The sequence below is a fragment of the Amycolatopsis sp. genome (genome assembly GCF_035276945.1).
In the GTDB taxonomy this organism is placed as follows: domain Bacteria; phylum Actinomycetota; class Actinomycetes; order Mycobacteriales; family Pseudonocardiaceae; genus Amycolatopsis_E.
In genome coordinates, this window is record NZ_DATELF010000126.1 from 1 (window position 1) to 22509 (window position 22509).

General features: G+C 71.2%; 24 protein-coding genes and 1 pseudogene. 17 read left to right on the top strand and 8 right to left on the bottom strand.

Features of this window, described 5'->3' with window-relative positions:
• The coding region (locus VJT49_RS22770; RefSeq protein WP_414636066.1) for an AsnC family transcriptional regulator at positions 1-470 on the bottom strand (470 nt) is incomplete at its 3' end.
• 144 nt (positions 471-614) lie between these two features.
• Between VJT49_RS22770 and VJT49_RS22775 the strand changes: the two genes are divergently transcribed.
• Genes VJT49_RS22775 through VJT49_RS22785 form a run of 3 tightly spaced genes read left to right on the top strand, consistent with a single transcriptional unit; the run spans position 615 to position 4945 of the window.
• Positions 615-2255 (top strand): DUF885 domain-containing protein, encoded by a 1641-nt coding sequence (locus tag VJT49_RS22775; RefSeq protein ID WP_324166927.1) that lies wholly within the window; start codon positions 615-617, stop codon positions 2253-2255.
• Positions 2252-3877 (top strand): DUF885 domain-containing protein, encoded by a 1626-nt coding sequence (locus VJT49_RS22780; RefSeq protein WP_324166928.1) that lies wholly within the window; start codon positions 2252-2254, stop codon positions 3875-3877. The genes VJT49_RS22775 and VJT49_RS22780 overlap by 4 nt, the downstream gene beginning before the upstream one ends.
• Positions 3878-3904: 27 nt before the next feature.
• Positions 3905-4945, top strand: a complete 1041-nt coding sequence (locus tag VJT49_RS22785) for an LLM class F420-dependent oxidoreductase (RefSeq protein WP_324166929.1) — start codon at positions 3905-3907, stop codon at positions 4943-4945.
• A gap of 18 nt (positions 4946-4963) precedes the next feature.
• On the opposite strand, the gene VJT49_RS22790 is transcribed toward VJT49_RS22785, so the two are convergent.
• The gene (locus tag VJT49_RS22790; RefSeq protein ID WP_324166930.1) at positions 4964-5341 is read right to left on the bottom strand and encodes a nitroreductase family deazaflavin-dependent oxidoreductase; all 378 of its coding nucleotides are present in this window, start codon (positions 5339-5341) and stop codon (positions 4964-4966) included.
• Positions 5342-5668: 327 nt separating this feature from the next.
• Between VJT49_RS22790 and VJT49_RS22795 the strand changes: the two genes are divergently transcribed.
• Entirely contained in the window at positions 5669-5851 is a 183-nt protein-coding gene (locus VJT49_RS22795) for a hypothetical protein (RefSeq protein ID WP_324166931.1), read from the top strand.
• 176 nt (positions 5852-6027) lie between these two features.
• Here the strand turns inward: VJT49_RS22795 and VJT49_RS22800 are convergent, their stop codons facing one another.
• Both VJT49_RS22800 and VJT49_RS22805 read right to left on the bottom strand, forming a co-directional pair.
• Positions 6028-8394 carry a glycoside hydrolase family 65 protein gene (locus VJT49_RS22800; protein WP_324166932.1) on the bottom strand — a complete coding sequence of 789 codons (2367 nt, stop codon included), beginning with the start codon at positions 8392-8394 and terminating at the stop codon, positions 6028-6030.
• On the bottom strand, positions 8391-9125 hold the full coding sequence (locus tag VJT49_RS22805; protein ID WP_324166933.1) for a beta-phosphoglucomutase family hydrolase: 735 nt from the start codon (positions 9123-9125) through the stop codon (positions 8391-8393). The genes VJT49_RS22800 and VJT49_RS22805 overlap by 4 nt, the downstream gene beginning before the upstream one ends.
• Positions 9126-9179: 54 nt before the next feature.
• Between VJT49_RS22805 and VJT49_RS22810 the strand changes: the two genes are divergently transcribed.
• A complete protein-coding gene (locus tag VJT49_RS22810; protein ID WP_324166934.1) occupies positions 9180-10610 on the top strand; it encodes an amidase in 1431 nt (476 codons plus the stop codon).
• A gap of 24 nt (positions 10611-10634) precedes the next feature.
• Entirely contained in the window at positions 10635-10835 is a 201-nt protein-coding gene (locus tag VJT49_RS22815) for a hypothetical protein (protein WP_324166935.1), read from the top strand.
• A gap of 238 nt (positions 10836-11073) precedes the next feature.
• Here the strand turns inward: VJT49_RS22815 and VJT49_RS22820 are convergent, their stop codons facing one another.
• Together VJT49_RS22820 and VJT49_RS22825 are read right to left on the bottom strand one after the other, a co-directional pair.
• Complete coding sequence (locus tag VJT49_RS22820; protein WP_324166936.1) at positions 11074-11496, bottom strand: CBS domain-containing protein; 423 nt, start codon at positions 11494-11496, stop codon at positions 11074-11076.
• A gap of 178 nt (positions 11497-11674) precedes the next feature.
• Positions 11675-12442 (bottom strand): SigB/SigF/SigG family RNA polymerase sigma factor, encoded by a 768-nt coding sequence (locus VJT49_RS22825; protein WP_324166959.1) that lies wholly within the window; start codon positions 12440-12442, stop codon positions 11675-11677.
• Positions 12443-12988: 546 nt separating this feature from the next.
• Here VJT49_RS22825 and VJT49_RS22830 point away from each other — a divergent pair.
• The 8 genes and pseudogenes from VJT49_RS22830 to VJT49_RS22865 all read left to right on the top strand — a co-directional run bounded on the left by VJT49_RS22830 (position 12989) and on the right by VJT49_RS22865 (position 19999).
• Positions 12989-13966: a glycosyltransferase gene (locus VJT49_RS22830; RefSeq protein WP_324166937.1), complete on the top strand. Its 978-nt coding sequence runs from the start codon at positions 12989-12991 to the stop codon at positions 13964-13966.
• Positions 13963-15180, top strand: a complete 1218-nt coding sequence (locus VJT49_RS22835; protein ID WP_324166938.1) for a glycosyltransferase — start codon at positions 13963-13965, stop codon at positions 15178-15180. The genes VJT49_RS22830 and VJT49_RS22835 overlap by 4 nt, the downstream gene beginning before the upstream one ends.
• Positions 15181-15346: 166 nt before the next feature.
• Positions 15347-15844: pseudogene (locus VJT49_RS22840) on the top strand (D-glycero-alpha-D-manno-heptose-1,7-bisphosphate 7-phosphatase); the annotation flags it as partial.
• Entirely contained in the window at positions 15838-16842 is a 1005-nt protein-coding gene (locus tag VJT49_RS22845) for a glycosyltransferase family 9 protein (RefSeq protein ID WP_324166939.1), read from the top strand. The pseudogene VJT49_RS22840 and the gene VJT49_RS22845, both read left to right, overlap by 7 nt.
• Positions 16839-17402, top strand: a complete 564-nt coding sequence (locus tag VJT49_RS22850; protein ID WP_324166940.1) for an SIS domain-containing protein — start codon at positions 16839-16841, stop codon at positions 17400-17402. Before VJT49_RS22845 ends, VJT49_RS22850 begins: the two co-directional genes overlap by 4 nt.
• A 67-nt stretch (positions 17403-17469) precedes the next feature.
• Positions 17470-18396, top strand: coding sequence for a bifunctional heptose 7-phosphate kinase/heptose 1-phosphate adenyltransferase (locus VJT49_RS22855; RefSeq protein WP_324166941.1), 927 nt, complete (start codon positions 17470-17472; stop codon positions 18394-18396).
• Positions 18393-19079 carry an SDR family oxidoreductase gene (locus VJT49_RS22860; protein WP_324166942.1) on the top strand — a complete coding sequence of 229 codons (687 nt, stop codon included), beginning with the start codon at positions 18393-18395 and terminating at the stop codon, positions 19077-19079. The genes VJT49_RS22855 and VJT49_RS22860 overlap by 4 nt, the downstream gene beginning before the upstream one ends.
• Positions 19070-19999 carry a glycosyltransferase family 9 protein gene (locus VJT49_RS22865; RefSeq protein WP_324166960.1) on the top strand — a complete coding sequence of 310 codons (930 nt, stop codon included), beginning with the start codon at positions 19070-19072 and terminating at the stop codon, positions 19997-19999. Before VJT49_RS22860 ends, VJT49_RS22865 begins: the two co-directional genes overlap by 10 nt.
• 4 nt (positions 20000-20003) lie before the next feature.
• Here VJT49_RS22865 and VJT49_RS22870 read toward each other — a convergent pair whose 3' ends face one another.
• Positions 20004-20372, bottom strand: coding sequence for an STAS domain-containing protein (locus VJT49_RS22870; RefSeq protein ID WP_324166943.1), 369 nt, complete (start codon positions 20370-20372; stop codon positions 20004-20006).
• Positions 20373-20535: 163 nt separating this feature from the next.
• Positions 20536-20898, bottom strand: coding sequence for an ATP-binding protein (locus VJT49_RS22875; protein WP_324166944.1), 363 nt, complete (start codon positions 20896-20898; stop codon positions 20536-20538).
• Positions 20899-21262: 364 nt separating this feature from the next.
• Here VJT49_RS22875 and VJT49_RS22880 point away from each other — a divergent pair, with 364 nt between their 5' ends.
• Genes VJT49_RS22880 through VJT49_RS22890 form a run of 3 tightly spaced genes read left to right on the top strand, consistent with a single transcriptional unit; the run spans position 21263 to position 22502 of the window.
• Complete coding sequence (locus VJT49_RS22880) at positions 21263-21541, top strand: hypothetical protein (protein ID WP_324166945.1); 279 nt, start codon at positions 21263-21265, stop codon at positions 21539-21541.
• Positions 21538-21792 carry a BON domain-containing protein gene (locus VJT49_RS22885; protein ID WP_324166946.1) on the top strand — a complete coding sequence of 85 codons (255 nt, stop codon included), beginning with the start codon at positions 21538-21540 and terminating at the stop codon, positions 21790-21792. The genes VJT49_RS22880 and VJT49_RS22885 overlap by 4 nt, the downstream gene beginning before the upstream one ends.
• Positions 21789-22502 carry a metallophosphoesterase family protein gene (locus VJT49_RS22890; protein WP_324166947.1) on the top strand — a complete coding sequence of 238 codons (714 nt, stop codon included), beginning with the start codon at positions 21789-21791 and terminating at the stop codon, positions 22500-22502. The genes VJT49_RS22885 and VJT49_RS22890 overlap by 4 nt, the downstream gene beginning before the upstream one ends.
• Positions 22503-22509 lie beyond the last annotated feature (7 nt).

Sequence of the window (22509 nt, forward strand, 5' to 3'; positions counted from 1 at the left end):
TCCAGTGGCCGCGGCGGTGGCGCGGGCGGCCGGGCGGGTGGCGCCGGGTACCGGTTCGAGGAGGTGCCGTACCCCAGGGGCGGGCCGGCCGGGTTCACCTGGTACGGGCCGCTCGGCACGCCCTGCACGGTGCCTTCTGGCTGCCCGGCCCCCAGGCCGCCGCCGGAGGCAAGCCCCCAGGCCCCCGGGTACGGCCCGGACGGACCGCCTCGCACCGGATAGGGCTGCCCTGGTGGATACGGCGCGGGTCGCGCCCAGCCGCCCGCCCCGGCGAGCGCGGCCCGCAGGCCGTTGGGGTCGCTTTCCACGCCGACGAGCAGCGGGAGCCCGCTGCCGGAGAGCGCGACCAGCCGGTAGGCCACCTCGCGCGGGTCCATCCCGACCCTCACGGCGAGCTCGTGCACGGCCGCCTTGCCCAGCTCGGCCAGTGCGGCGAGCAGGCGGGCGTCCACGGGATCGGTCACGGCCACGACACGAAACGCTACCCTGTCCGGCCCGCGTATCCCTGCCACGCCCCGGTGAGCCGTACGGGCAGACCGGAAGGCCGGGCCACGTTCGGGACTCCGCGAGATTTCGGCCGGATCGGCATTCACCGACACCGTAGGGTGGCGAGTATGACCGAGGTTGCCACACTGGCCGACGAGTTCGTGGAAGCATTGTTCGACGCCGAGCCGATCTGGCCCGCGGTGCTGGGCATCGAGTCCGACCGGGAGGGGCTGGAGGACCTCAGCGAGAAGGCCGAGGAGGCGCACCGGGCGCGGATCGAGGACTTCGTGCGGCGGGCCGAGGCACTGGACGCGACGGGCGCGGACCGCGTCACGCGCGAGGTGCTGATCAGCCAGGCGACCGGCATCGTCGACCGGCTGAGCACGCGCGCGGTCGAGTTCACCGTCAGCGACATCTTCGTCTCACCCGCGGTCAGCCTGGTCACCGTGCTGCCGATGATCGCGATCGCCGATGACGAGCAGGGCAGGCGGCAGCTCGGCCGTCTCGCCGCGATTCCCCGCTACCTCGAGCAGGCCGCCGACCGCCACCGGGCCGGGGTCGCCGCGGGCCGGCTCCCGGTCGCGCACCTGGTGCGGGCCGCGATCGCGCACCTCGACCGCTACCTCGCCGACTTCTCGGCCGACCCGCTGCTGCGCCAGCCGGCGCCGAGCGAGGAGTTCGCCGCCCGCCGGGCCGAACTGCTGGAGAAGACGGTTCGCCCGGCGTTCGCCGCCTACCGCGAGGCGCTGGCCTCGGACATCGCCGGGCACGGCAGGCCCGAGGACCGGCCCGGGGTGTGCTGGCTGCCGGACGGCGAGCGGATCTACGCCGCGCTCGCCCGCGCCCACACCACCACCGACCGCACCCCGGACGAGCTGCACGAAACGGGGCTGGCCCTGATCGGCGACCTGGCCCGCGAGTACGCCGAAATCGGCTCCCGTGTCTTCGGCACCGGCGAGCTGTCCGACATCTTCGCGCGGCTGCGCACGGATCCGGCGCTGCGCTGGAACAGCGCGGAGGAGTTGCTGGACAGCGCCCGTGCCACCATCATCCGTGCCGAGCAGGCCTCTCCCCGGTGGTTCGGCCGGATCCCGCCGCACAGGTGGGTGGTCGAGCCGGTGCCCGCCGCCGAGGCGCCGGGTGGTCCGCCCGCGTACTACCTCCCGCCGTCGATGGACGGTTCGCGCCCCGGCACCTACTTCGCCAACACCCACGAGGTGACCGAGCGCTTCCGGCACACCGCCGAGGTGATCGCGTTCCACGAAGCCATTCCCGGCCATCACTTCCAGCTCTCCACCGCGCTCGGGCTGACCGATCTGCCGCTGCTGCGCCGGATCGGCAACTTCACCGCCTACGCCGAAGGCTGGGGTCTCTACAGTGAACGGCTGGCCCACGAGATGGGGCTGTACTCGGGAGACATCGCTCTGCTGGGCATGCTCACCACCGATTCGATGCGCGCCGGGCGCCTGGTGGTGGACACCGGTCTGCACGCCAAGGGCTGGAGCAGGCAGCAGGCGGTGGACTACCTGCGCGAGAACACGCCCATGCCGCAGGTGGAGATCTTCTCCGAGGTCGACCGCTACATCGCCTATCCCGGTCAGGCGCTGTCGTACATGGTGGGCAGGCTCGAGATCCAGCGGATGCGGGCGGAGGCCGAGGCGGCGATGGGAGAGCGGTTCGACATCCGCGGATTCCACGACGTCGTGCTGGGCGGCGGTGCGCTGCCGATGTCCGTGCTGGAGTCCGTTATCCGGGAGTGGGCTCGATGACGGACGTGAACGCGCTGGCCGACGAACTGGTCGGGGTCCTGTTCGAGGCCGACCCGCTGTTGCCGTCGCTCTACGGCCTGCCGGGTGACCACGACCGGTTGCCCGATCCGAGTGTCGAAGCCGAGCAGCGGCTGCGGGCGAAGTATTCCGGCCTCGCGGCCCGGGCGGAGACCGCGAGTGGCGACCCGGTGACGCGAGACGTCGTGATCCAGCAGGCGCGCGCCGCCGTGGACACGATCGACGCGCGTCTGCCCGAGTTCACCGTGAGCGATGCCTTCGTCGCCCCACTGCAGTCGCTGTTGCTGATCCTGCCGATGATCCAGCTGAACGACGAGGCGAAGGCGAAGGGCCACCTCGGCAGGCTCGCCGCGTTTCCGTCCTTTGTGGACTCCGTGATCGAGCGTCAGCGCGGCGACCTCGTGCCACCGGAGTTCCTGGTGGACGCCGGGATCTCCTATTTGGACGGTTATGCGGGGGGTCCGCTCCGGCGAAACGCCGAACTGCCGGGGTTCGCCGCCGAGCGGGACCGGCTGCTGGAGGCCGCCGTTCTTCCTTCCCTGGCACGCTATCGCGACTTCCTCGCCACCGAGCTGAAGCCGGGAGCGCTGCCCTCGGACAAGGCGGGAATCTGCTGGCAGCCGGGCGGCGAGCAGCGGTACGCGAAGCTGATCCGGGTCCACACCACGACCGATCGGACCGCGCGGGATCTGCACGACACAGGTCTGGCGATGATCGAATCCCTCGCCGAGGAGTACCGGGAGCTCGGTTCGCGGGTGTTCGGCACCAGCGAGCTACCGGAGATCTTCGCGCGCCTGCGCACCGACCCGGCGTTGCGCTGGAGCAGTGGCGAGGAGATCCTCGAAGCCGCACGCTCCGCGGTGAGCCGCGCGGAATCCGTTGCGCCGCAATGGTTCCGCTCGGTGCCGGCGCAGCGCTGCCAGGTCGCCGCGATCCCGGAGGAGGAGGCCGAGGGGGGCACGATCGCCTACTACGTCGACCCCGCGCTCGACGGGTCCAGACCGGGCATCTACTTCGCCAACACCAGCAATCCCGGGGAGCGGTTCCGGCAGACCAGTGAGGCGGTCGCGTTCCACGAGGCGGTGCCTGGGCATCATTTCCAGCTGACCACCGCGCAGGGGCTCACCGGCCTGCCGCTGCTGCGCCGGATCGCGAACTTCAACGCCTACACCGAGGGCTGGGGCCTGTATTCGGAACGGCTCGCCGACGAAATGGGGTTGTACTCGGGCGATCTGTACCGGCTCGGGATGCTGACCCAGGATTCGATGCGCGCCGGACGCCTTGTCGTGGACACGGGCATGCACGCGCTGGGCTGGAGCAGGCAGCGGGCGGTCGGCTACCTGCGCGAGAACACGCCCATGGCCCCGCTGGAGATCGAAAAGGAGATCGACCGGTACGCCGGATGCCCCGGTCAGGCGTTGTCGTACCTGGTGGGCAGGCTGGAGATCCAGCGGATGCGGGCGGAAGCCGAAGCGGCGCTGGGGGAGCGGTTCGACATCCGTACCTTCCACGACGTCGTGCTCGGCGGCGGTGCGCTGCCGGTCTCGGTGCTGGAATCCGTCGTGCGGAAGTGGGCGGGTGTTGTAGAGTCGCGGGCAGACTAAGCGCTTGCTTACCGGAGGTGGTGCGGGATGCGGATCGGCATGCAGATCAACTATGCCGGGGGCTTCACCGCGAGCGTCGCCGACATCGTCGAGCTGGAGAAGGCCGGGCTCGACATCGTGTTCGTCCCGGAGGCCTACTCCTTCGACGCGGTCAGCCAGCTCGGTTTCGTCGCGGCCAGGACCGAGCGTGTCGAGATCGCCTCCGGCATCCTGCAGCTCTACACCCGCACGCCGACACTGACCGCGATGACCGCGGCGGGGCTCGACTTCGTCTCGAACGGCCGGTTCACCATGGGCATCGGCGCGTCCGGGCCGCAGGTGATCGAGGGTTTCCACGGTGTCCGCTACGACGCGCCGCTGGGCCGCACCCGCGAGATCGTGGAGATCTGCCGCCAGGTGTGGCGGCGCGAGCGCGTGGTGCACGACGGGAAGTACTACAAGATCCCGTTGCCCGCCGGGGAGGGCACCGGCCTCGGCAAGCCGCTGAAGCTCATCAACCACCCGGTGCGTGAGCGGATCCCGATCATGCTCGCCGCCATCGGTCCGAAGAACGTGGCACTGACCGCGGAAATCGCCGAGGGCTGGCAGCCGATCTTCTTCCACCCGGAGAAGGCGGCCGAGGTGTGGGGTCCGGCGCTCGCCGAGGGCACGGCCAAGCGGGACCCCGCGCTCGGCGGGCTGGACACCTCGGTCCAGGTGGCCGCGGCGATCGGCGAGGACGTGGCCCATCTCGCCGACTACGTGCGGCCGATCGTGGCACTCTACGTCGGCGGGATGGGCGCACGCGGCAAGAACTTCTACAACGAACTCGCCTGCCGTTATGGCTATGAGGCCGAGGCGAAGCTGATCCAGGACCTGTATCTGGACGGCAAGAAGGAGGAGGCCGCCGCCGCGGTCCCGGCCGAGCTGGTCAACGCGATCTCCCTGGTGGGCCCGGCCGGGCACGTCAAGGAGCGGCTGGTGGCCTTCGCCGAGGCGGGGGTGACCACCCTGCAGGTCACCCCGCTGCAACCGGGCACCGAGGCCCGCGTCGCGCTCGTCAGCCGGCTTCGCGAACTGGTCGGCTGAGCTCACCCGATCCCGGCGCTACTCGGCCGTGAGGTGCAGGAAGTCGGTCACGCTGATGGCGCCGAGGAGGTGGCGGACTCCGAACGGCATGGCCTTGCGGTCTTCGTCGTGCACGACCCGTGGCTCGCTCAGCTTCACGGTCCGCCCGCGCGTGACGAGTTCGCAGCCGCCCTCGGCCAGCACGTTCTTCACCCAGTCCGAATCACGGCCGTAGGTGAGTGCGACGACATAGCCGTGCGGTACCGCGAACACGCTCACCGGCGTGCGGTAGGTGTGGCCGGAGCGGCGGCCACGATGAACGATCGTGCCGAAGCCGGGCAGGCGCGGGGTGAGCCGTCCGAGCACGCGGTTGGCCGCCACCCGGTTGAACCTGGCGAGCCTTTTCGGAAGAACCATGCCGCCAGTATATCAACGCGCGATGAATTTATTCCGAACTCGCGCACCAACCCGCGAGTCCACCTTCCATGACACCCGAGTCCGGGTTTCGCGACCCGCGAGTCCGGGTTTCGTGACACCCGAGTCCGGGTTTCGTGACCCGGAGTCCGGCCAACTCGACACCCGCCCGTCACGAGAGCCGGACTCGCCGGTTGTGGGAGCTGGACGCGGGTGTCGCGGGAGCTGGACTCACCTGTCGCGGGAGTTGGACTCGCCGGTCGCGGGAGCCGGACTCGCGGGGGCGGGTGGGGGGCTTGACGTTCTCCCGAAATGGGGTATTCCGGTCTCATGGCCCAGAAACACCAGCACCACGACACCGATTCCGAGCTCGACCCCGAGCCGCCACTCGGTCCCAACTTCCCGAAGCTGACCCACCCCGACCTTGGCCTGGCGCAGACCAAGGAGGTCGAAGAGCCGCCGAACAAGGACGACGTGAGGCCGGAGATCCCCAGTCCCGAGCCGCCGGACTGACCCTCGCCCATGTGCCGTCAAGGGCGTGCCGGACGTGGCCGTTCTGGTTGTGGTGGTGCGCGCGAGGTTCGTGTGCGGGACGTGGCCGTTCTGGTTGTGGTGGTGCACGCAAGGCTCGTGTGCGGGACGTGGCCGCCCTGGTCGTGGTGGCGCGCGCGAGGTTCGTGTGCCGAACGTCAGAGTTCGTGGCGGCGCAGGCGTTCCGGATGCCGCCGCGACGGGGCACGGCCGGGTGGCTGGGTGGGCGGCGGGCCCGGGTCGATCTTCGGGATGGGCAGGGTGACCGGGTGCTCGGACACCTTGACCTGCTGGCCGTGGTGCGTGATCTCCACGGGTTCGCCCGACACCAGCCGGTAGCTGACCCGGTCGGCGTGCACCTCGACGGCGAACCGACTGCCCCGCACGCACATCCGGAACTCGACCCGGTCAAGCCCGTCCGGCAGCCGCGGCGAAAAGGTGATATCTCCGCCGTGGTCCCGCATCCCGCCGAGTCCGGCCACGACCCCGTTCCACGCGCCAGCCAGCGAAGCCATGTGCAGGCCCTGGCGCACGTTGTTGTGCACGTCGTGGAGGTCGGTGAGCGCGGCTTCGCCGAGGTAGTCGTAGGCGAGGTCGAGATGCCCCACCTCGGCCGCGATCACCGCCTGGGTGCTCGCCGACAGCGAAGAGTCCCGCACCGTCCTGGCCTCGTAGTAGGCGAAGTCGCGGGCCTTCTGCTCGGCCGTGAAGTGCTCCCCGCACAGGTGCAGGGCCAGCACCAGGTCCGCCTGCTTGACCACTTGCTTGCGGTAGAGGTCGAAGTAGGGGAAGTGCAGCAGCAGCGGGTACTGTTCCGCGGTGGTGCGCTCGAAGTCCCACTCGTCGTGGCGGGTGAAGTTCTCCGACTGCGGGTGCACGCCGAGTTCCTCGTCGTACGGGATGTACATCCGCTCCGCGGCCTCCCGCCAGGTGCCGAGTTCGTCCTCGTCGACGCCCAGCGCCGTGGCCACCTCGGGCACCCGCTCGCACGAGGCCGCCGCTTCCAGGAGGTTCCGGCGCGCCATCAGGTTCGTGTAGACGTTGTTGTCCTTGATCGCGGTGTACTCGTCCGGGCCGGTCACGCCGTCGATGCGGAACCGGCCGTGGAGGTCGAAATGGCCGAGCGACATCCACAGCCGCGCGGTCTCCGCCAGCGTTTCGGTGCCGCACTGCCGTTCGAATTCGTCGTCGCCCGTGGCGGCGAGGTACCGCGCGATCGCGTCGGAGATGTCCGCGCTGACGTGGAACGCGGCCGTGCCGGCCGGCCAGTAGGCCGAGCACTCCGCGCCGTTGATCGACCGCCAGGGGAAGGCGGCGCCACCCAGACCGAGCTGCCGCGCCCTGTCCCGCGCCTTGTCCAAAGTGGAATGGCGCCAGCGCAGGGCGTCGCGGGCGGCTTCGGGCACCGTGTAGGTGAGCACCGGCAGCACGAAGCTTTCGGTGTCCCAGAAGGCGTGCCCGTCGTAGCCCGGCCCGGTCAGGCCCTTGCCGGGGATCGCCCGGCTCTCGCCGCGGGCCCCGGCCTGCAGTACGTGGTAGAGCGCGAACCTGGTGGCCTGCTGGAGCTCCGGGTCGCCGTCGATCTGGATGTCCGCGGTGTCCCAGAAGTCGGCGAGGAAGGCGCGTTGCTCTTCGAGCAGCCCGTCCCACCCGGTTTGCACGGCGCCGGCCAGCGCCGCCGAGACCTGCGCACGCAGGGCCGGGATGGATCGCTTCGCCGACCAGCCGTAGCCCAGGAACTTGGTCAGCCTCAGCTTGCCGCCCTTCGGCACCTCCACCGCGAGGGTCAGGCGGGCGAGGTCGTCTTCGACCATGATGTCGGTGCGCAGCCCGTTCGGGGACTCGATCTGGTGGTCCATCGCGGCCGCCATCCGCAGGCCCGACGTCCGCGTCCGGTGGACCAGGACGGCGTGGTGGTCCTTGGCCACGGTGAACTCCGACTGCAGCGGTGACTGCAGCGCCGCGGCCACCCGGGGGTCCTTGGTCTCGGGATCGATCGGTTCGTTGGCGAGCAGGTCGGACTGCAGGACCAGTTGCGTCTCGCCGTCGAGGGGTTCGACCTCGTACCGGATCGCCACCACCGCCCGCTGGGTGAACGACACCAGCCGCTGTGTGTGCACCCGGACCTGGCGCCCGGTGGGGGAGACCCATTCGGTCACCCTGCTCAGGGTGCCGGCCCGGAAGTCCAGCCAGCGCTCGTGGTGCGTCGCGTTGCCGTAGCGCATGTCGAACGGCTCGTCCTCGACCAGCAGGCGGATGATCTTGCCGTCGGTGACGTTGACCACGGTCTGGCCCGCCTCGGGATAGCTGTAGCCCGCCTCGGCGTAGGGCAGGTCGTGCTCCTCGTAGAAGCCGTTCAGGTAGGTTCCCGGAAGCCCGCGGGGCTCACCTTCCTCGAGCGTGCCGCGAATTCCGATGTGCCCGTTGGACAGCGCGAAGGTCGATTCGGTCTTTTCCAGCTGGTCGATGGCCAGGCCTTGCCAGCGCAGTTCCCAGGGCGCGGTCTCGTAGCCTCGTCTGGTCATCGTCTGTCCCCCAGCAGTTCCGCGAGATCGCGCACCACCACGTCGGCCCCGTCCGCGCGCAGTTCGTCGGCCTGGTTTTCGCGGTCGACCCCCACCACGTACCCGAAACCGCCCGCCTTGCCCGCCGCCACACCGGCCAGCGCGTCCTCGAACACGGCCGCGTTTTCCGGTGCCGTCCCGAGCGCCTTCGCGCCGGCCAGGAACGAGTCAGGCGCGGGTTTGCCGCGCAGCTTCTCCCGCACGATCACCAAACCGTCGATGAGCGCCTCTACGAACTCGTCCAGTTTCGCCGCCTTGAGCACCGAAGTCGCGTTGGCCGAAGACGTGACCACAGCGATCCGCAGCCTGGCATCGCGCGCGGCTTTCAGGTAGCGGACCGAACCGGGGTACGGGTCCACCCCTTGCTGCTCGATGATGTTCAGCACCAGTTCGTTCTTCTTGTTGGCCAGGCCGTGCACGGTGTGGTCGGTGACGGGGTCCTCCGGGCTTCCTTCGGGCAGCGAGATGGTCCGGGAGGTCAGGAAGTTCCGGACGCCGTCCAGCCGGGGGCGGCCGTCGACGTACTCGGCGTAGTCCCGGTCGCTGAACCCGCGGAAGCCGCTTCCGTCGCGTTCTCGCAGGAATGAGTCGAATGTCTGTTTCCACGCTTGCTTGTGCAGTGCCGCCGTGGAGGTCAGCACGCCGTCGAGATCGAACAGGCAGGCGGTGATTTCGCCGGGCAACCCGATCATGCCCTAGACCGTACCGACTTCCGGCCGTTCGCGCCGCCTGTCAGGATCGCCGGCATGACCGACGTCTGTTTCCTGACCGCGCTCGAGTTGCGCGCCGCGCTGGGGGCCGGGGAACTGTCCGCGCGCGAAGTGGTGCGGGCGCATCTGGACCGGATCGACCAGGTCAACCCGGAGGTCAACGCCATCGTCACGCTGGTCGCGGACCGGGCGCTGGCCGAGGCGGAGGCGGCCGACGAACGGGCCGCGGCCGGTGCGGAACTGCCGCCCCTGCACGGGATTCCGGCCGCGCACAAGGACCTGCACGACACCGCGGGCATCCGCACCACCTACGGGTCGCCCCGGTACGCCGACCACGTGCCGGACCGCGACGCGCTGATCATCGAGCGGATGCGCGCGGCCGGCGTGATCAGCCTCGGCAAGACGAACGTGCCCGAGTTCGGGGCGGGCTCGCACACCTTCAACCCGGTCTTCGGGGTGACGCGAAACCCTTACCACTCCGGCAAGTCCGCGGGTGGCAGCAGCGGCGGCGCGGCGGTCGCGCTCGCCTGCGGGATGTGCCCGGTCGCGGACGGCAGCGACACCGGCGGCTCGCTGCGCAACCCGGCCTCGTTCAACAACGTCGTCGGCTTCCGGCCCTCGCCGGGCCGCGTGCCGGACTGGCCCACCGCGCTCGGCTGGTCCACGCTCGGCGTTTCCGGCCCCATGGCGCGCACGGTGGCCGACGCGGCGCTGCTGCTGTCCGTCATCGCGGGCCCCGATCCGCGGTCCCCGATCGCGCTGGAGGAACCCGGCTCGGGTTTCGCCCGGCCGCTCGACATCGATCCGCGCGGGCTGCGGGTGGCCTGGTCGCCGGACCTCGGCGGCGCGGTGCCCGTCGAAGGCGAAGTCGTGGCGGTCGTCGAGCAAGCGGCGCGGGTGTTTTCGGATCTCGGGTGCGAGGTGGAGCGGGCGTGCCCGGACTTCACCGGCGCCGAGGAGGTGTTCCGGACGCTGCGCGCGTGGCAGTTCGAAGTCGCGTTCTCCCCGCTGCTGGACACCGGCCGGCTCAAGGAGAGCATCCGCTGGAACACCCGGGCCGGGCGCGCGCTGACCGGGCCGGACCTGGGCCGCGCCGAGGTCCGGCACACCGAGTTGTTCCACCGCGTCCGGGAGTTCTTCACCCGCTACGACTTCCTGCTGCTGCCGGTGAGCCAGGTGCCGCCGTTCGACCTCGACCTCGAGTACCCCACCGAGGTGGCCGGGGTGCCGATGGAGACCTACCTCGACTGGATGCGCTCGGCCTACTTCGTTTCCGCCACGGGCTGCCCGGCCCTGTCGGTCCCGGCCGGTTTCACCCCCGGCGGCCTCCCGGTCGGCGTGCAGATCGTCGGCCCGCACCGGGCGGATTTCGCCGTGCTGCAGGCGGGTCACGTCTTCGAGCAGGCCACCGGTTTCGGCCGGCGCAGGCCAGGCGCCTTGCCCGTGGCCGAACCGGGCCGCGAGTAGTCTCGCGGGCAGAGGAGGAACCGTATGAAAACCTGGTTGCCGCTGGTCGGTGGAGCGCTGCTCGTGCTGGTCGGCGCGGTGTGGACGTTCCAGGGCGCCGGGGTGCTGCCCGGCAGTTTCATGAGCGGCCAGAAGCTGTGGTTCCTCATCGGCCTGCTGGCCGCGATCGCGGGGTTCGTCCTGCTCGCCACCGGCGTCCGCAACGTTCGCGCCCGGGGCGATTAGGGCAAGGGAGACCATGGAGACGGCGGAAACCGCGTGAGCCCTGTGGGTGGCGCTGGAAACCATCCACGACAGGTCCGCGACTGCGCGAATACATCGAGCGCCGCACGGACGCGCTCGCCGCCGTCGCCTGCGCCGCCGCGACCACCGGAGAACCGGCCCACCTGCGGGACTACCTCACCCCGCTCCGCCGCCTGGTCCCGCATCCCAATCCCGTCGGCACCCCGCACCCCTGATCGCGCTACCTCCGGCGGTGCGTGATCGCCTCGTCCTGGCCCACGATGAGGCGCAGGAGGTCCCGCCGGGTGACGATCCCGGTCACCCGTCCGGCGTCGACCACCGGCACCGCCCGCACCCGGGTTTCCAGCAGCAACCTGGTCAGCGTGGGCACCGGCGTTTCCCCGGACGCGGTCGGCACGTCCCTGGTCATGAGCTCGCCCACCGTCGGCGGGTCCGGCGCGGACGGCTGGGGTCCTTCCCCCGCCACCGGGATCCTCGGACCGGGCAGCGGTTCCTCGTCCAGCAGATCCGCGCCGGTGACCACGCCGACCAGGAAGTCGTCTTCGTCGACCACGGGCAGCGTCGTGAAGCCGTGGCTGGTCAGAAGTTTCACCGCCTGCTTGACCGGGGTGCCGGCTGTCACCGTCACCACGGGCGATGTCATCAAGTCCCGGGTCCTCACGCGCGCGGGCTACCCGGCCGTTCCGGCACCGAAACGGCCAACGGCTCATCGGGCTGCCACCGTCACGTCGAAGGACAGCCGCCTTCCCCGGCGGAGACGCGGACGGCCGATTCAGGGGCCACTTTCCCGCGCTACCCGACGCCGTTGACAGTGAAACGGGTTACGGTTCCTCGGTGAGTTTCGCGCGAAGCTGTTCCAACGTCTGGGCCAGTAAGCGGGACACGTGCATCTGCGAAATCCCGACCCGCTCGGCGATCTGGGTCTGCGTCATGTTTCCGAAGAACCGCAACATGAGGATGCTCCGCTCCCGTGCCGGAAGTTCGCGCAGCAGCGGTTGCAGGGCCTCGTGGTTTTCCACCGACTCCAGCCCGCCGTCCTCCTCGCCGAGGGTGTCGGCCAGTGACGCGGCTTCGGTGTCGTCCCCCGCCGGTTTGTCGACCGAGACCGCGTAATAGGCATTGCCCGCCTGGAGTCCTTCACTGATCTCGTCCACGCTCATGTCCAGTTCGCGGGCGATTTCGGTGGGCGTCGGCGCCCGGCCCAGTCGCTGGCCGAGCTCGCCGCTGACGTGCCCGATCTGCAGGTGCAGCTCCTTGAGCCGGCGTGGCACCCGCACCGACCAGCTCGCGTCGCGGAAGTGCCGGCGGACCTCGCCCATGATCGTCGGCACGGCGAAGGACAGGAAGTCCGTGCCGCGGTCGGGCTCGAACCGGTCCACGGCGTTGATCAGCCCGACCCGCGCGACCTGGACCAGATCGTCGAAGGACTCACCGCGGCCGCTGAACCGGCGCGCGATGTGCTCGGCGACGGAAAGGTATTCGGTTACGAGTTCGGTCCGCAACTGCATGCGGTGTTCGCTGTCCGGGTCGGCGGCGGTCAGCTCGGCGAACTTTTCGGCACAGTGAGCCGTCTCGGTCGGGCTGCGCATAGCCCGGGCTACCCCGGGACAGCGCGCCCACACCTGGTTGCCTCCTACGGGTAGGGGGAACCCTCGTTCCGGTGGAAGAACGAGGAGGTTGTTCATGACTGCACGGGCCGTCCGGAAGTCCCCGCCGGTGGCGCGGGTACTCGCGTTGGTGATCGGCCCGGCCACCTCGCGCTCGGGATACCCGGGCTCGTCACTCCCCCGGCATCCCTTTGGGTGTTCGACTCCGGCGCGCTGCTGGACGTCCCGCGCGTGGTGGCCGGGGTGCCGGCGCTGGTGGCCGCACGCGGGGAAACCTCGCAGGGCGCTGGTGATCTTCTTCGGGCTGCTGGGCATCACGGTCTTCGGGATCCTGTCCGGCGCCAACGGCGAACCAAGGACGCCCATGGGATGCTCGGCCTCGCGCCCGGGCCCGCCGACAACTGGCTCAACGGTGTGACGGCGGTGGCGTGCCTGGCGATCGGGCTGCTGGCGCCGCGGTCCGGCCGCGAGGAGAAGAAGTAGCTGCGCATCCGTTTAACTCCTTCGCTGTCGGTGAAGACTTCAGGCATGACATGGGTGAGTGAACACCGGCTCCGCATCCTTGTCTGGCACGCTCACGGCTCGTGGACCAGCGCTTTCGTGCGTGGCCGCCACGAGTACCTGTTGCCCGCGCTGCCCGGGGGCGGACCATGGGGGCTGGGTCGCGCTGACCGAGCGTGGCCGAACAGCGCACGGGAAGTGAAGCCCGCCGATCTGGGCGAGCCGGATCTCGTCGTCCTGCAGCGTCCGGAGGAGCTGGATCTGCTTCGCCGGTGGACCGGGTTGCGCGCCGGACGCGACGTGCCCGCGGTATATGTCGAGCACAACACGCCCACCGGCGACGTGCCGCGCACCCGGCATTTCCTCGCCGAGGAGAACGAGATCCCGATCGTGCAGGTCACGCACTTCAACCGGCTGATGTGGGACACGGGCCGCGCGCCGGTCGAAGTGATCGAACACGGCGTGGTCGACCCCGGTTTCCGCTACACCGGTGAGGAGCGGAGCGCGGGAGTCGTGATCAACGAGCCGGTCCGGCGGGGGAGGGCGACCGGGACCGACCTGCTGCCCGCCTTCGCGCGGGTCGCGCCACTGGATGTCTACGGCATGGGGGTCGAGAAGCTGGACACCCTGGGCGGGCGGATCCGCCCGCACGGCGACCTGGGCCAGGAAGAGCTCCATACGAGCCTGGCGAGGCGGCGGCTGTACCTGCACACCCCCCGGTGGACCTCGCTCGGGCTCTCGCTGGTCGAAGCCATGCACCTGGGCATGCCGGTGGTGGCGCTGGCCTGCACCGAGGCGGTGCGCGCGGTCCCGCTCGAAGCCGGGTTCGTCTCGGCCGACGTGGCGGAACTGGCCGGAGCCGTCCGTGCCCTGATCGCCGAGCCGGATCTCGCCCACCGGATGGGGAAGTACGCGCGGGAGTTCGCGCTGGCCAACTACGGACTGGAGGCGTTTCTTCACCGCTGGGACAAGCTGCTCCATTGGGTAACGGGAGGTAACCGATGAAGATCTCGATGGTGTCCGAACACGCCAACCCGCTCGCCGTCCTCGGCGAGGTCGACGCCGGTGGCCAGAACCTGCACGTGGCCGAGCTCTCCGCCGCGCTGTGCCGCCAGGGGCACGACGTGACCGTGTACACGCGCCGTGACGAATCCCGTCAACGCCGTACCGTGCGGGCCGGGGCGGGGTACCGGGTCGTGCATGTCCCGGCCGGTCCCGCCAGACACCTGCCCAAGGACGAACTACTGCCGCATATGCGGGAGTTCGGCCAGTTCCTCGCCCGGGCGTGGCGCAGCGATCCGCCGGATGTGGTGCACGCGCACTTCTGGATGTCCGGGCTCGCCTCCGTGCTCGCCGCCCGCGGCCTCGATCTGCCTGTGGTCCAGACCTTTCATGCGCTGGGGGTGGTCAAGCGCCGGCATCAGGGCGCCGCGGACACCAGCCCGCCCGAGCGGGTGCGGCTGGAACGGATGATCGGCAGGTCGATGTCCCGGATCGCGGCCACCTGCTCGGACGAGGTCTTCGAACTGGCCAGGATGGGGCTGCCGAGGTCCCGGATGTCGGTGGTGCCGTGCGGGGTCGACCTCGACCGGTTCACCCCGGACGGTGAGGTGGCGCCCAGGAAGGCACGGTGGCGGATCGTCAACGTCGGCCGCCTGGTGCCGCGCAAGGGATTCGACACGGTGATCCACGCGCTGGCCGGGGTGCCCGACACCGAGCTGGTCATCGCGGGCGGCCCGGAGCGGGGGCGGCTCGCCGACGATCCGGAGGCCCGCCGGCTGCGAAAGCTGGCCGTGCACGCCGGCGTCGCCGACCGGGTGCGCCTGCTCGGCCAGGTGTCCCGGCGCGACATGCCCGCATTGCTGCGCTCGGCCGACGTGGTGGCCTGCACGCCGTGGTACGAGCCGTTCGGCATCGTGCCGCTGGAAGCGATGGGCTGCGGCGTGCCGGTGGTCGCCGCCGCGGTGGGCGGTCTCATCGACACCGTGGTCGACGGCGTGACGGGCGAGCTCGTGCCGCCCAAGCGGCCGGACGTGCTGGCGGCGACCCTGCGGCGGCTGCTCGACGATCCAGCGCTACGCGAGGCGTACGGGATCGCGGGCATGGATCGGGCGCGCTCGCGCTACTCGTGGGACCGCATCGCCACCGACGTCCTCCGCGTCTACCAGAAGGCTCTCGCCGAGCAGACCGCGACCGCCGGCGCCGCCGTTCGGGCCTGAGCTTTTTTCGGTGAACAGACGCGCGCGGGCGGTGGACTCGCGTTCTTGTTGCTGGGGGGTGAACAAACGAGCGCGGGCGGTGGCCGCCATCACCTCCGCCTCGCTCCCGCCCGTTTAGCCACTACTGCTCCGGGTAGCAGCAGGAGAGCGGGGAGGTGACATGGACGCCGTGCTCTTCGACCGGGACGACACCCTGATCGTCGACGAGCCCTACCTGGCGGACGCCAGGCTCGTCCGCGCGATGCCCGGGGCCGAAAACGTGCTCGCGCGGCTCCGCGCCGCCGGGGTGCCGGTCGGGGTCGTGAGCAACCAGTCCGGCATCGCCCGGGGCCTGATCACGCGGGCGCAACTGGCGGAGGTGAACGCGCGGGTCGAGGAACTCCTCGGCCCGTTCGACACCTGGCGGATCTGCCCCCATGCCGAGGCCGACGGCTGCGCCTGCCGGAAGCCGAAACCCGGGCTCGTCCTGGGCGCGGCCCGCGCACTCGGGGTGCGGGCCGCGCGCTGCGTGGTCATCGGGGACATCGGTTCGGACATCGAGGCCGCGCGGGCGGCCGGGGCACGGGGCGTCCTCGTGCCCACCCAGCGCACCAGGGCCGCCGAGATCGAGGCGGCGGCGCTGATGGCGAGGGATCTGCGCGAGGCGGTCGAGCTGGCATGGTGAAGATCCTGGTCGCGCGGATGGACAACGCGGGCGACGTGCTGCTCGCGGGGCCCTGCGTGCGCGCGGTCGCGGCCCGGGCCTCGGTGACGATGCTGGTCGGGCCGCGCGGCCGGATCGGCGCGGAACTGCTGCCCGGGGTGGACGAGATCCTCGAGTGGCGCGCGCCGTGGATCGACCCGGAGCCTCCCGCCGTCACCACGGAGTACCTGGACCTGCTGCGTGACCGGATCCGCGCGACCCGGCCGGAGAGGGCCCTGATCGTCACGTCCTTTCACCAGTCACCGCTGCCGCTGGCGCTGATCCTGCGGGAATGCGGGGTGCCGTGGATCGGGGCGATCTGCGAGGACTACCCGGGTTCCCTGCTCGACCTGCGGCACCGGGTGGAGGGCGACCCGCCGGAACCCGTGCGCGCGCTCTCCCTGGCCCAGGCCGCCGGATTCGCCCTCCCCGAGGGCGACGACGGGAGGCCCGCCGTCCGCCGTCCCCTGCCCGACGTGTCGGCGCTGGTAGGGGAGCCCGGTTACGTCGTCGTGCACCCGGGCGCGTCGGTTCCGGCCCGCCAGTGGTCCGTGGCGCAGAACGCCGAAGCGGCACGGCTTCTGACCGAGGCCGGGTACCGAGTGGTCGTCACGGGAGCCGAGTCTGAAAACGCTTTCACACAACCGGCGGCGCGGTCCGGGCTCGACCTCACCGGGCGGACGAGTTTCGCGGAACTCGCCGCCGTTCTGGCGGGAGCGCGAGTGGTCGTCGCGCCGAACACCGGCCCCGCCCATCTCGCCGCCGCGGTCGGCACGCCGGTGGTGTCCCTGTTCGCCCCGGTCGTGTCCGCCGACCGCTGGGCGCCCTACGGCGTGCCGGTGGTGCTGCTCGGCGACCAGGACGCGCCGTGCCGGGACACCCGGGCTCGCGCATGTCCGGTGCCGGGACATCCGTGCCTGAGCCGGGTGACCCCGGAGGAAGTGGTGGAGGCCGTGGGAAAACTTGGAGGTGCGGTGTGATCAACCAGCGGTTCAGAGCACTCGCCGAGGTGATGCGGGCGCTGGGCTCGGACGCGCCGAGGATCGAGGCATGGGGCCGTCAGCTGGCCACGGTGCTCGCCGGCGGCGGCCGCCTGCTCGCCTGCGGCAACGGGGGCAGCGCGGCCGAGGCGCAGCACCTGACCGGTGAACTGGTCGGCCGGTTCGTGCACGACCGGCGGCCGCTGTCGGCCATCGCGCTGCACGCCGACACCAGCGCGGCGACGGCGATCGTGAACGACTACGGCGAGCACGAGGTCTTCGCCCGCCAGGTCCGTGCCCACGGCAGGCTGGGCGACGTCCTGGTGTCCCTGTCCACGAGCGGGCGCAGCCAGAACGTGTGCGCCGCCGCCAAGACCGCCCACGAGATGGGTTTGACGACGTGGGCGCTGACGGGGCCGGGACCCAACCCGCTGACGGCGCTGTGCGACGACGCCGTCGCGATCAAGGCCGAACGAACCGGGACGGTCCAGGAAGCGCATCTGGCGGTGATCCACGCGCTGTGCGCGGCGCTTGACGAAGCCCTGGGGGTTCCTACGTGAGGGCGTACGCGTCAAGTCAAGTCGCGACCAAGGTGAGCGGCACACGCGCGAACTCGCGGAGGAAGCCGTGAGCGGGCCGCTGGTGGTGGTCGGCGACGCCCTGCTCGACATCGACGTCGAGGGCACCGCCGAGCGGCTTTGCCCGGAAGCGCCGGTGCCGGTGGTGGATGTGGGAGCCGAATGGCGGCGCCCGGGTGGTGCCGGCCTGGCCGCCCTGCTCGCGGCGCGGTCGGCGGCCGAAGTCGTGCTGGTCACGGCGGTGGGCGAGGACGAAAGCGGTGCCCGGCTGCTCGATCTGCTCGCCGGTGAGGTCGAGGTGCGCGCCCTCCCCCTGGACGGGGAAACCCCGCGCAAGACGCGGGTCCGTGCGGCGGGACAGCCGATCGTGCGCATCGATCACGGGAACGGCATCGCGAGCCACGAGAGCTTGGACCGGAGCGTGATTTCGGTGCTACGCAAGGCTTCCGCGATTCTTGTCGCGGACTACGGCCGCGGTGTCGCCGCCCATCCGCGGATTCGTGAGCTCGTGGGCGCGGCGGAGGCGCCGGTGGTGTGGGACCCGCATCCGCGGGGCGCGTCACCGGTGCCGGGCGCGGTGCTGGTCACGCCGAACGAGGCCGAGGCGGTGAAATTCGCCGGGGAGCACGGAACCCCGGCGAAGGTCGCCGCCGCGCTGTGCCGGGAGTTCGGCGCCGCGGTGGCGGTGACGCTCGGTTCGCGGGGCGCGGTGCTCGCGTCGGGCACCGGGATCAGCACGATCCCGGTGCCGCACGGCGCCCGCGTCCCCACGAGCGTGCGGCCCGACACCTGTGGCGCCGGCGACCGGTTCGCCAGCGCGGCCACCGCCGCGTTGCTCGACGGGGCCGCCCTGCCCGACGCCGTGCGCGCCGCGGTCGAGTCGGCGGCCCGGTTCGTCACCGCGGGTGCCGCCACGACGGTGTCCGAGCCGGTCGGGGGCGCTCGCGTGCCCAGTTTCCAGGGAGGAGTCGGATGAGCACACCTGGCAGGGTCCTGATCACCGGAGGGGCGTCCGGGCTGGGCGCCGCCACCGCCGAGGCGGTCGCCGAGGCGGGCGGCCGACCGCTGGTGATCGACCGCGAACCACCACGGGCCGGCCCGCCCTACATCCCGGTCGATGTCACCGACACCGCGGCCGCCGAGCGGGCGGTCGTTGAACTGGCGGAGCAGGCGGGTGGGCTCGACGCGGTGTTCACCGCGGCCGGGATCGACGTGCCGGGCCCCTTCGGCAAGGTGTCCACAGAGGACTGGGAGAACGTGGTCAAAATCAACCTGCTCGGCACCGCGGCGGTGATCAGGGCCGCGCTGCCGTACCTGGAGTCCTCGGGCGGCACGGTCGTCACGGTAGCGTCCACTTTGGGCATCAAGGCGGTCGGTGACGCCACCGCGTACTGCGCGTCCAAATGGGGCGTGGTCGGGTTCACGCGGGCGCTCGCCGCCGAGACCGCCGGGCGGATCGGCGTCACCCTGCTGATCCCCGGCGGGATGCACACCTCGTTCTTCGACAGTCGCGACGAGCAGTACAAGCCGCCACCCGACGCGAAACTGAACCAGCCGGACAACGTCGCGCGCACGGTGCTGTACGCGCTGTCGCAGCCGCCCGGGTGCCAGGTGCGCGAGATGGTGGTGTGCGCGTCGGAAGAAGGTTCCTGGCCGTGACGCGGGTCCTCGTGCTGCGGGCGCTGGGCCTGGGGGACCTGCTGGTTTCGGTGCCCGCGCTGCGGGGCCTGCGAGCCGCGTTCCCGGCGGCGACGATCACCCTCGCCGCCCCGAACGGCCTGGCGGAGCTGGCCGGGTTGACCGGGGCGGTCGACGAGGTGCTGCCGACGTCCGGGCCAGGGGAGCTGGCGTGGCCGGGCCCCCCGCCTTCGGTGGCGGTCAACCTGCACGGCGGCGGTCCGGAAAGCACCAGAGCGCTGTTCGCCGCCAGGCCGGGCCGCCTGCTCACCCACGCGCATCCGGAGTTCCCGGCCGTCGACGGTCCGAAGTGGACGGAGCGGGTGCGTGAGGCGGACCGCTGGTGCGGCCTGCTCGGGTACTACGGCATCCGCGCGGACCCGGACGACCTCGCGCTGGCGCGACCACTCGGAACGAGCCCCGCACCCGGCGCCGTGGTGGTGCATCCCGGCGCCGGTTTCGGTGCGTGCCGCTGGCCGGGGGAGCGGTTCGCGTCGGTGGCAAGGAAACTGGCGGCGGGCCACCCCGTCGTGGTGACCGGCGACGACAGCGAGCGCGACCTCGCCGAATCGGTGGCCCGGGAAGCGGGGTTGCCCGGACATGCCGTGCTGGCCGGGAAAACCGGGCTCGCGGAGCTGGCCACGCTCGTCGCCGACGCCGCGCTCGTCGTGTCCGGGGACACCGGCGTCGGGCATCTGGCGACGGCGTATGGCACCCCCTCCGTGGTGCTGTTCGGTCCGTCGTCGCCGGATCGCTGGGGTCCGCCGCCCGCGCCGCGCCACCGGCACATCGTGCTCTGGTCGGGGGAAGAGGGCGACCCGTTCTCCGCCGAGCCGCACCCCGGCCTGCTCCGCATCACGCCCGGGGAGGTCGTCGCCGCCGCGAACCGGGCGCTGGGGTGAGGCGTCAGCCGGAAACCGGCGACGACAGGACCCGGATCGCGGCGGGCACGCTCGGCTGGAGCGGGAGCCGGTCGGCCAGCCCGGTCACCCGCAGCGGCCGCACCACCGCCCGCCCGTTGCCCACCAGCACCCAGCGCACCTTGTGCCGCGCGGCGTTCTCCTCGGTGTCGATCAGCGCCTTCATCGCGGCCGATCCGAGGAAGGTGACCTCGTCGAGATCGAGGACGAAATCGTGGTCGGGGAAGATGTGCTCGTCGAGGCATTCGCGCAGCACTGGCGTGCCCAGCGCGTCCAGCTCCCCACTGGTGTGCGCCAACTGAATGCCGTCTTCCCGCTCCTCGATACGGATGCGGACGTCTGTGGTCGCGTGCACGGCGTCTCCCTGTCTTTCCCGCGTTCAGGGTGAGAGCACCAGACACGCCAACGCAGGTGATCGAGCTTCCCGCCGGCGACGTGCGTTCACTCCCGGCAAGGGCCGTCCGTGAACAGCCCAAACCCGACCGTACGGGCTTCTGGCGGCAATTGGCAAGACAGCGTCACCGTCGCGTGGACAGCACCGCCCACACCGTCTTCCCGGCCCGTGCCGTGGTACATCCCCAGGCCTCGGCCACGCCGGCGACCAGTCGCATGCCCAGGCCGCGCCAGTGTTCCCCGGCCGGCGGACCGGCGCCGCTGTCGGAAACGGCGACCGTCAGCGCGCCGTCGTGCAGCACCAGCCGCAGCCGCGGCGGGGAGTCGGTGTGCTGCAGGGTGTTCTCCACCAGTTCGCTGGCCACGATCTCGGCATCAGGCTCCAGCGTCGTGATGCGCCAGTCCGTGCAGGTCGCCGAGACGATCCGGCGGGCCTGCCGCGCCGCTTCCGGAGTCCGCACCAACGTAGCCGCGGTATGGCGTCGCATTCCCGTTCTCCCCACCTTCACCGTACGACCACAGGTACCCCCGGTTCACAAGAACGAAACCGGGTAGCCCGTCGGCACGGACGAACAGGCGCTGCTGCAAACGCTCACCCGGGTGGTGAACACCCGGCGGCGCGCGGGCTCGAGTTCGCGGTCGCCGGGGGCCGTGCGGTCTACGTCCGCGGCGGGCCGCCGTCCGACCATGACGTCGACGTCTTCCTCGACGAGCGTGACGTGGCGGAGGCGACGCGGGCACTGGCCGAGGCCGGGATGCGGGCCCGCGACCCGCCCGAGGACTGGCTCGCCAGGGTCTACGACGGGGAGGTCCTAAATCGACCTGATCTTCCGCCCCAACTACCGGACGAGCGTGGCCGACCTGATCGCGCGCGCCGAGACGATGAGGGTCGGGCTGGCCGTGGCGCCGGTGAGCACCGGCACCGACCTGATGATCGACAAGTTGCTCGTGCTGGACGCCCACCGGTGTGACTTCACCCCGCTGCTGCACATCGCCCGCGACCTGCGGGAGCAGGTCGACTGGGCGCGGGTCGCGGACGAAACCGCGGACTCGCCCTACGCCCGTTCGTTCCTGCGGTTGGTGGAGGCGCTCTCGGTGGCGGAACCGGAAGCGGTCAGGAGCAACCGATGAGTGACGAGAGCCCGCAGTATCTGGTCGCGCACCTGCGCCGGGCGCTGGCCGAGCACCCGCGCACCGCCGAACTCGGCGTGCGGGTGAACGTGCGTGGGGACGCCGTCCACCTCTCCGGGGAGGTGGCGTCCGAACAGCGCCGGGCGGATCTGGACGTGGTGCTGCACGAGGTCGCGCCGCAGGTGGTGATCCACAACGACGTGCGCGTGGCCGACTGCCGCGAGCCGTCCCAGCGGGAGGAGCTGCGATGATCCGGATCGCCGCGGTCGGGGACGTGCACCTGGGCGAGGACGCGCGCGGCCGGCTCCGCCCCGCCCTCGACAAGCTGGGAGAGCACGCCGACGTGCTGTTGCTGGCCGGCGACCTCACCCGCCACGGCACCCTGGACGAGGCGCGGGTGGCCGCCGACGAGTTCGCCGATCTCCCCGTGCCGGTGGTCGCCGTGCTGGGCAACCACGACCACCATTCCGACGTCGCCGACGACATCGCGAAGCTACTGGAGGACCAGGGCATCCGGGTACTCGAGGGCACCGCCACCACCATCGACGTGGACGGGCAGCGGCTCGGCGTGGCCGGGGTGAAGGGGTTCGGCGGCGGCTTCGCCGGGAAATGCGCCAGCCGGTTCGGGGAGCGGGAGATGAAGGGGTTCGTCGACCACACCATCGACCGTGCCGACGCCTTGCGCTCGGCGCTTGCCGACATCGACGCGGACATGCGCGTCGCGCTCACGCACTATTCCCCGATCCCGGAAACCCTGCGCGGTGAACCGCCCGAAATCTACGCGTTTCTCGGTTGCTACCAGCTGGGCGAGGCCATCGATGAGTCCGAAGTGGACCTGGCGATCCACGGCCACGCGCATTTCGGGTGCGAGCAGGGGGTCACGCCCGGAGGCGTGCGGGTACGGAACGTGGCCCAGCCGGTCATCCGGAGCGCGTTCGCCACGTACGGGCTCGGCGAGTGACCGGTGC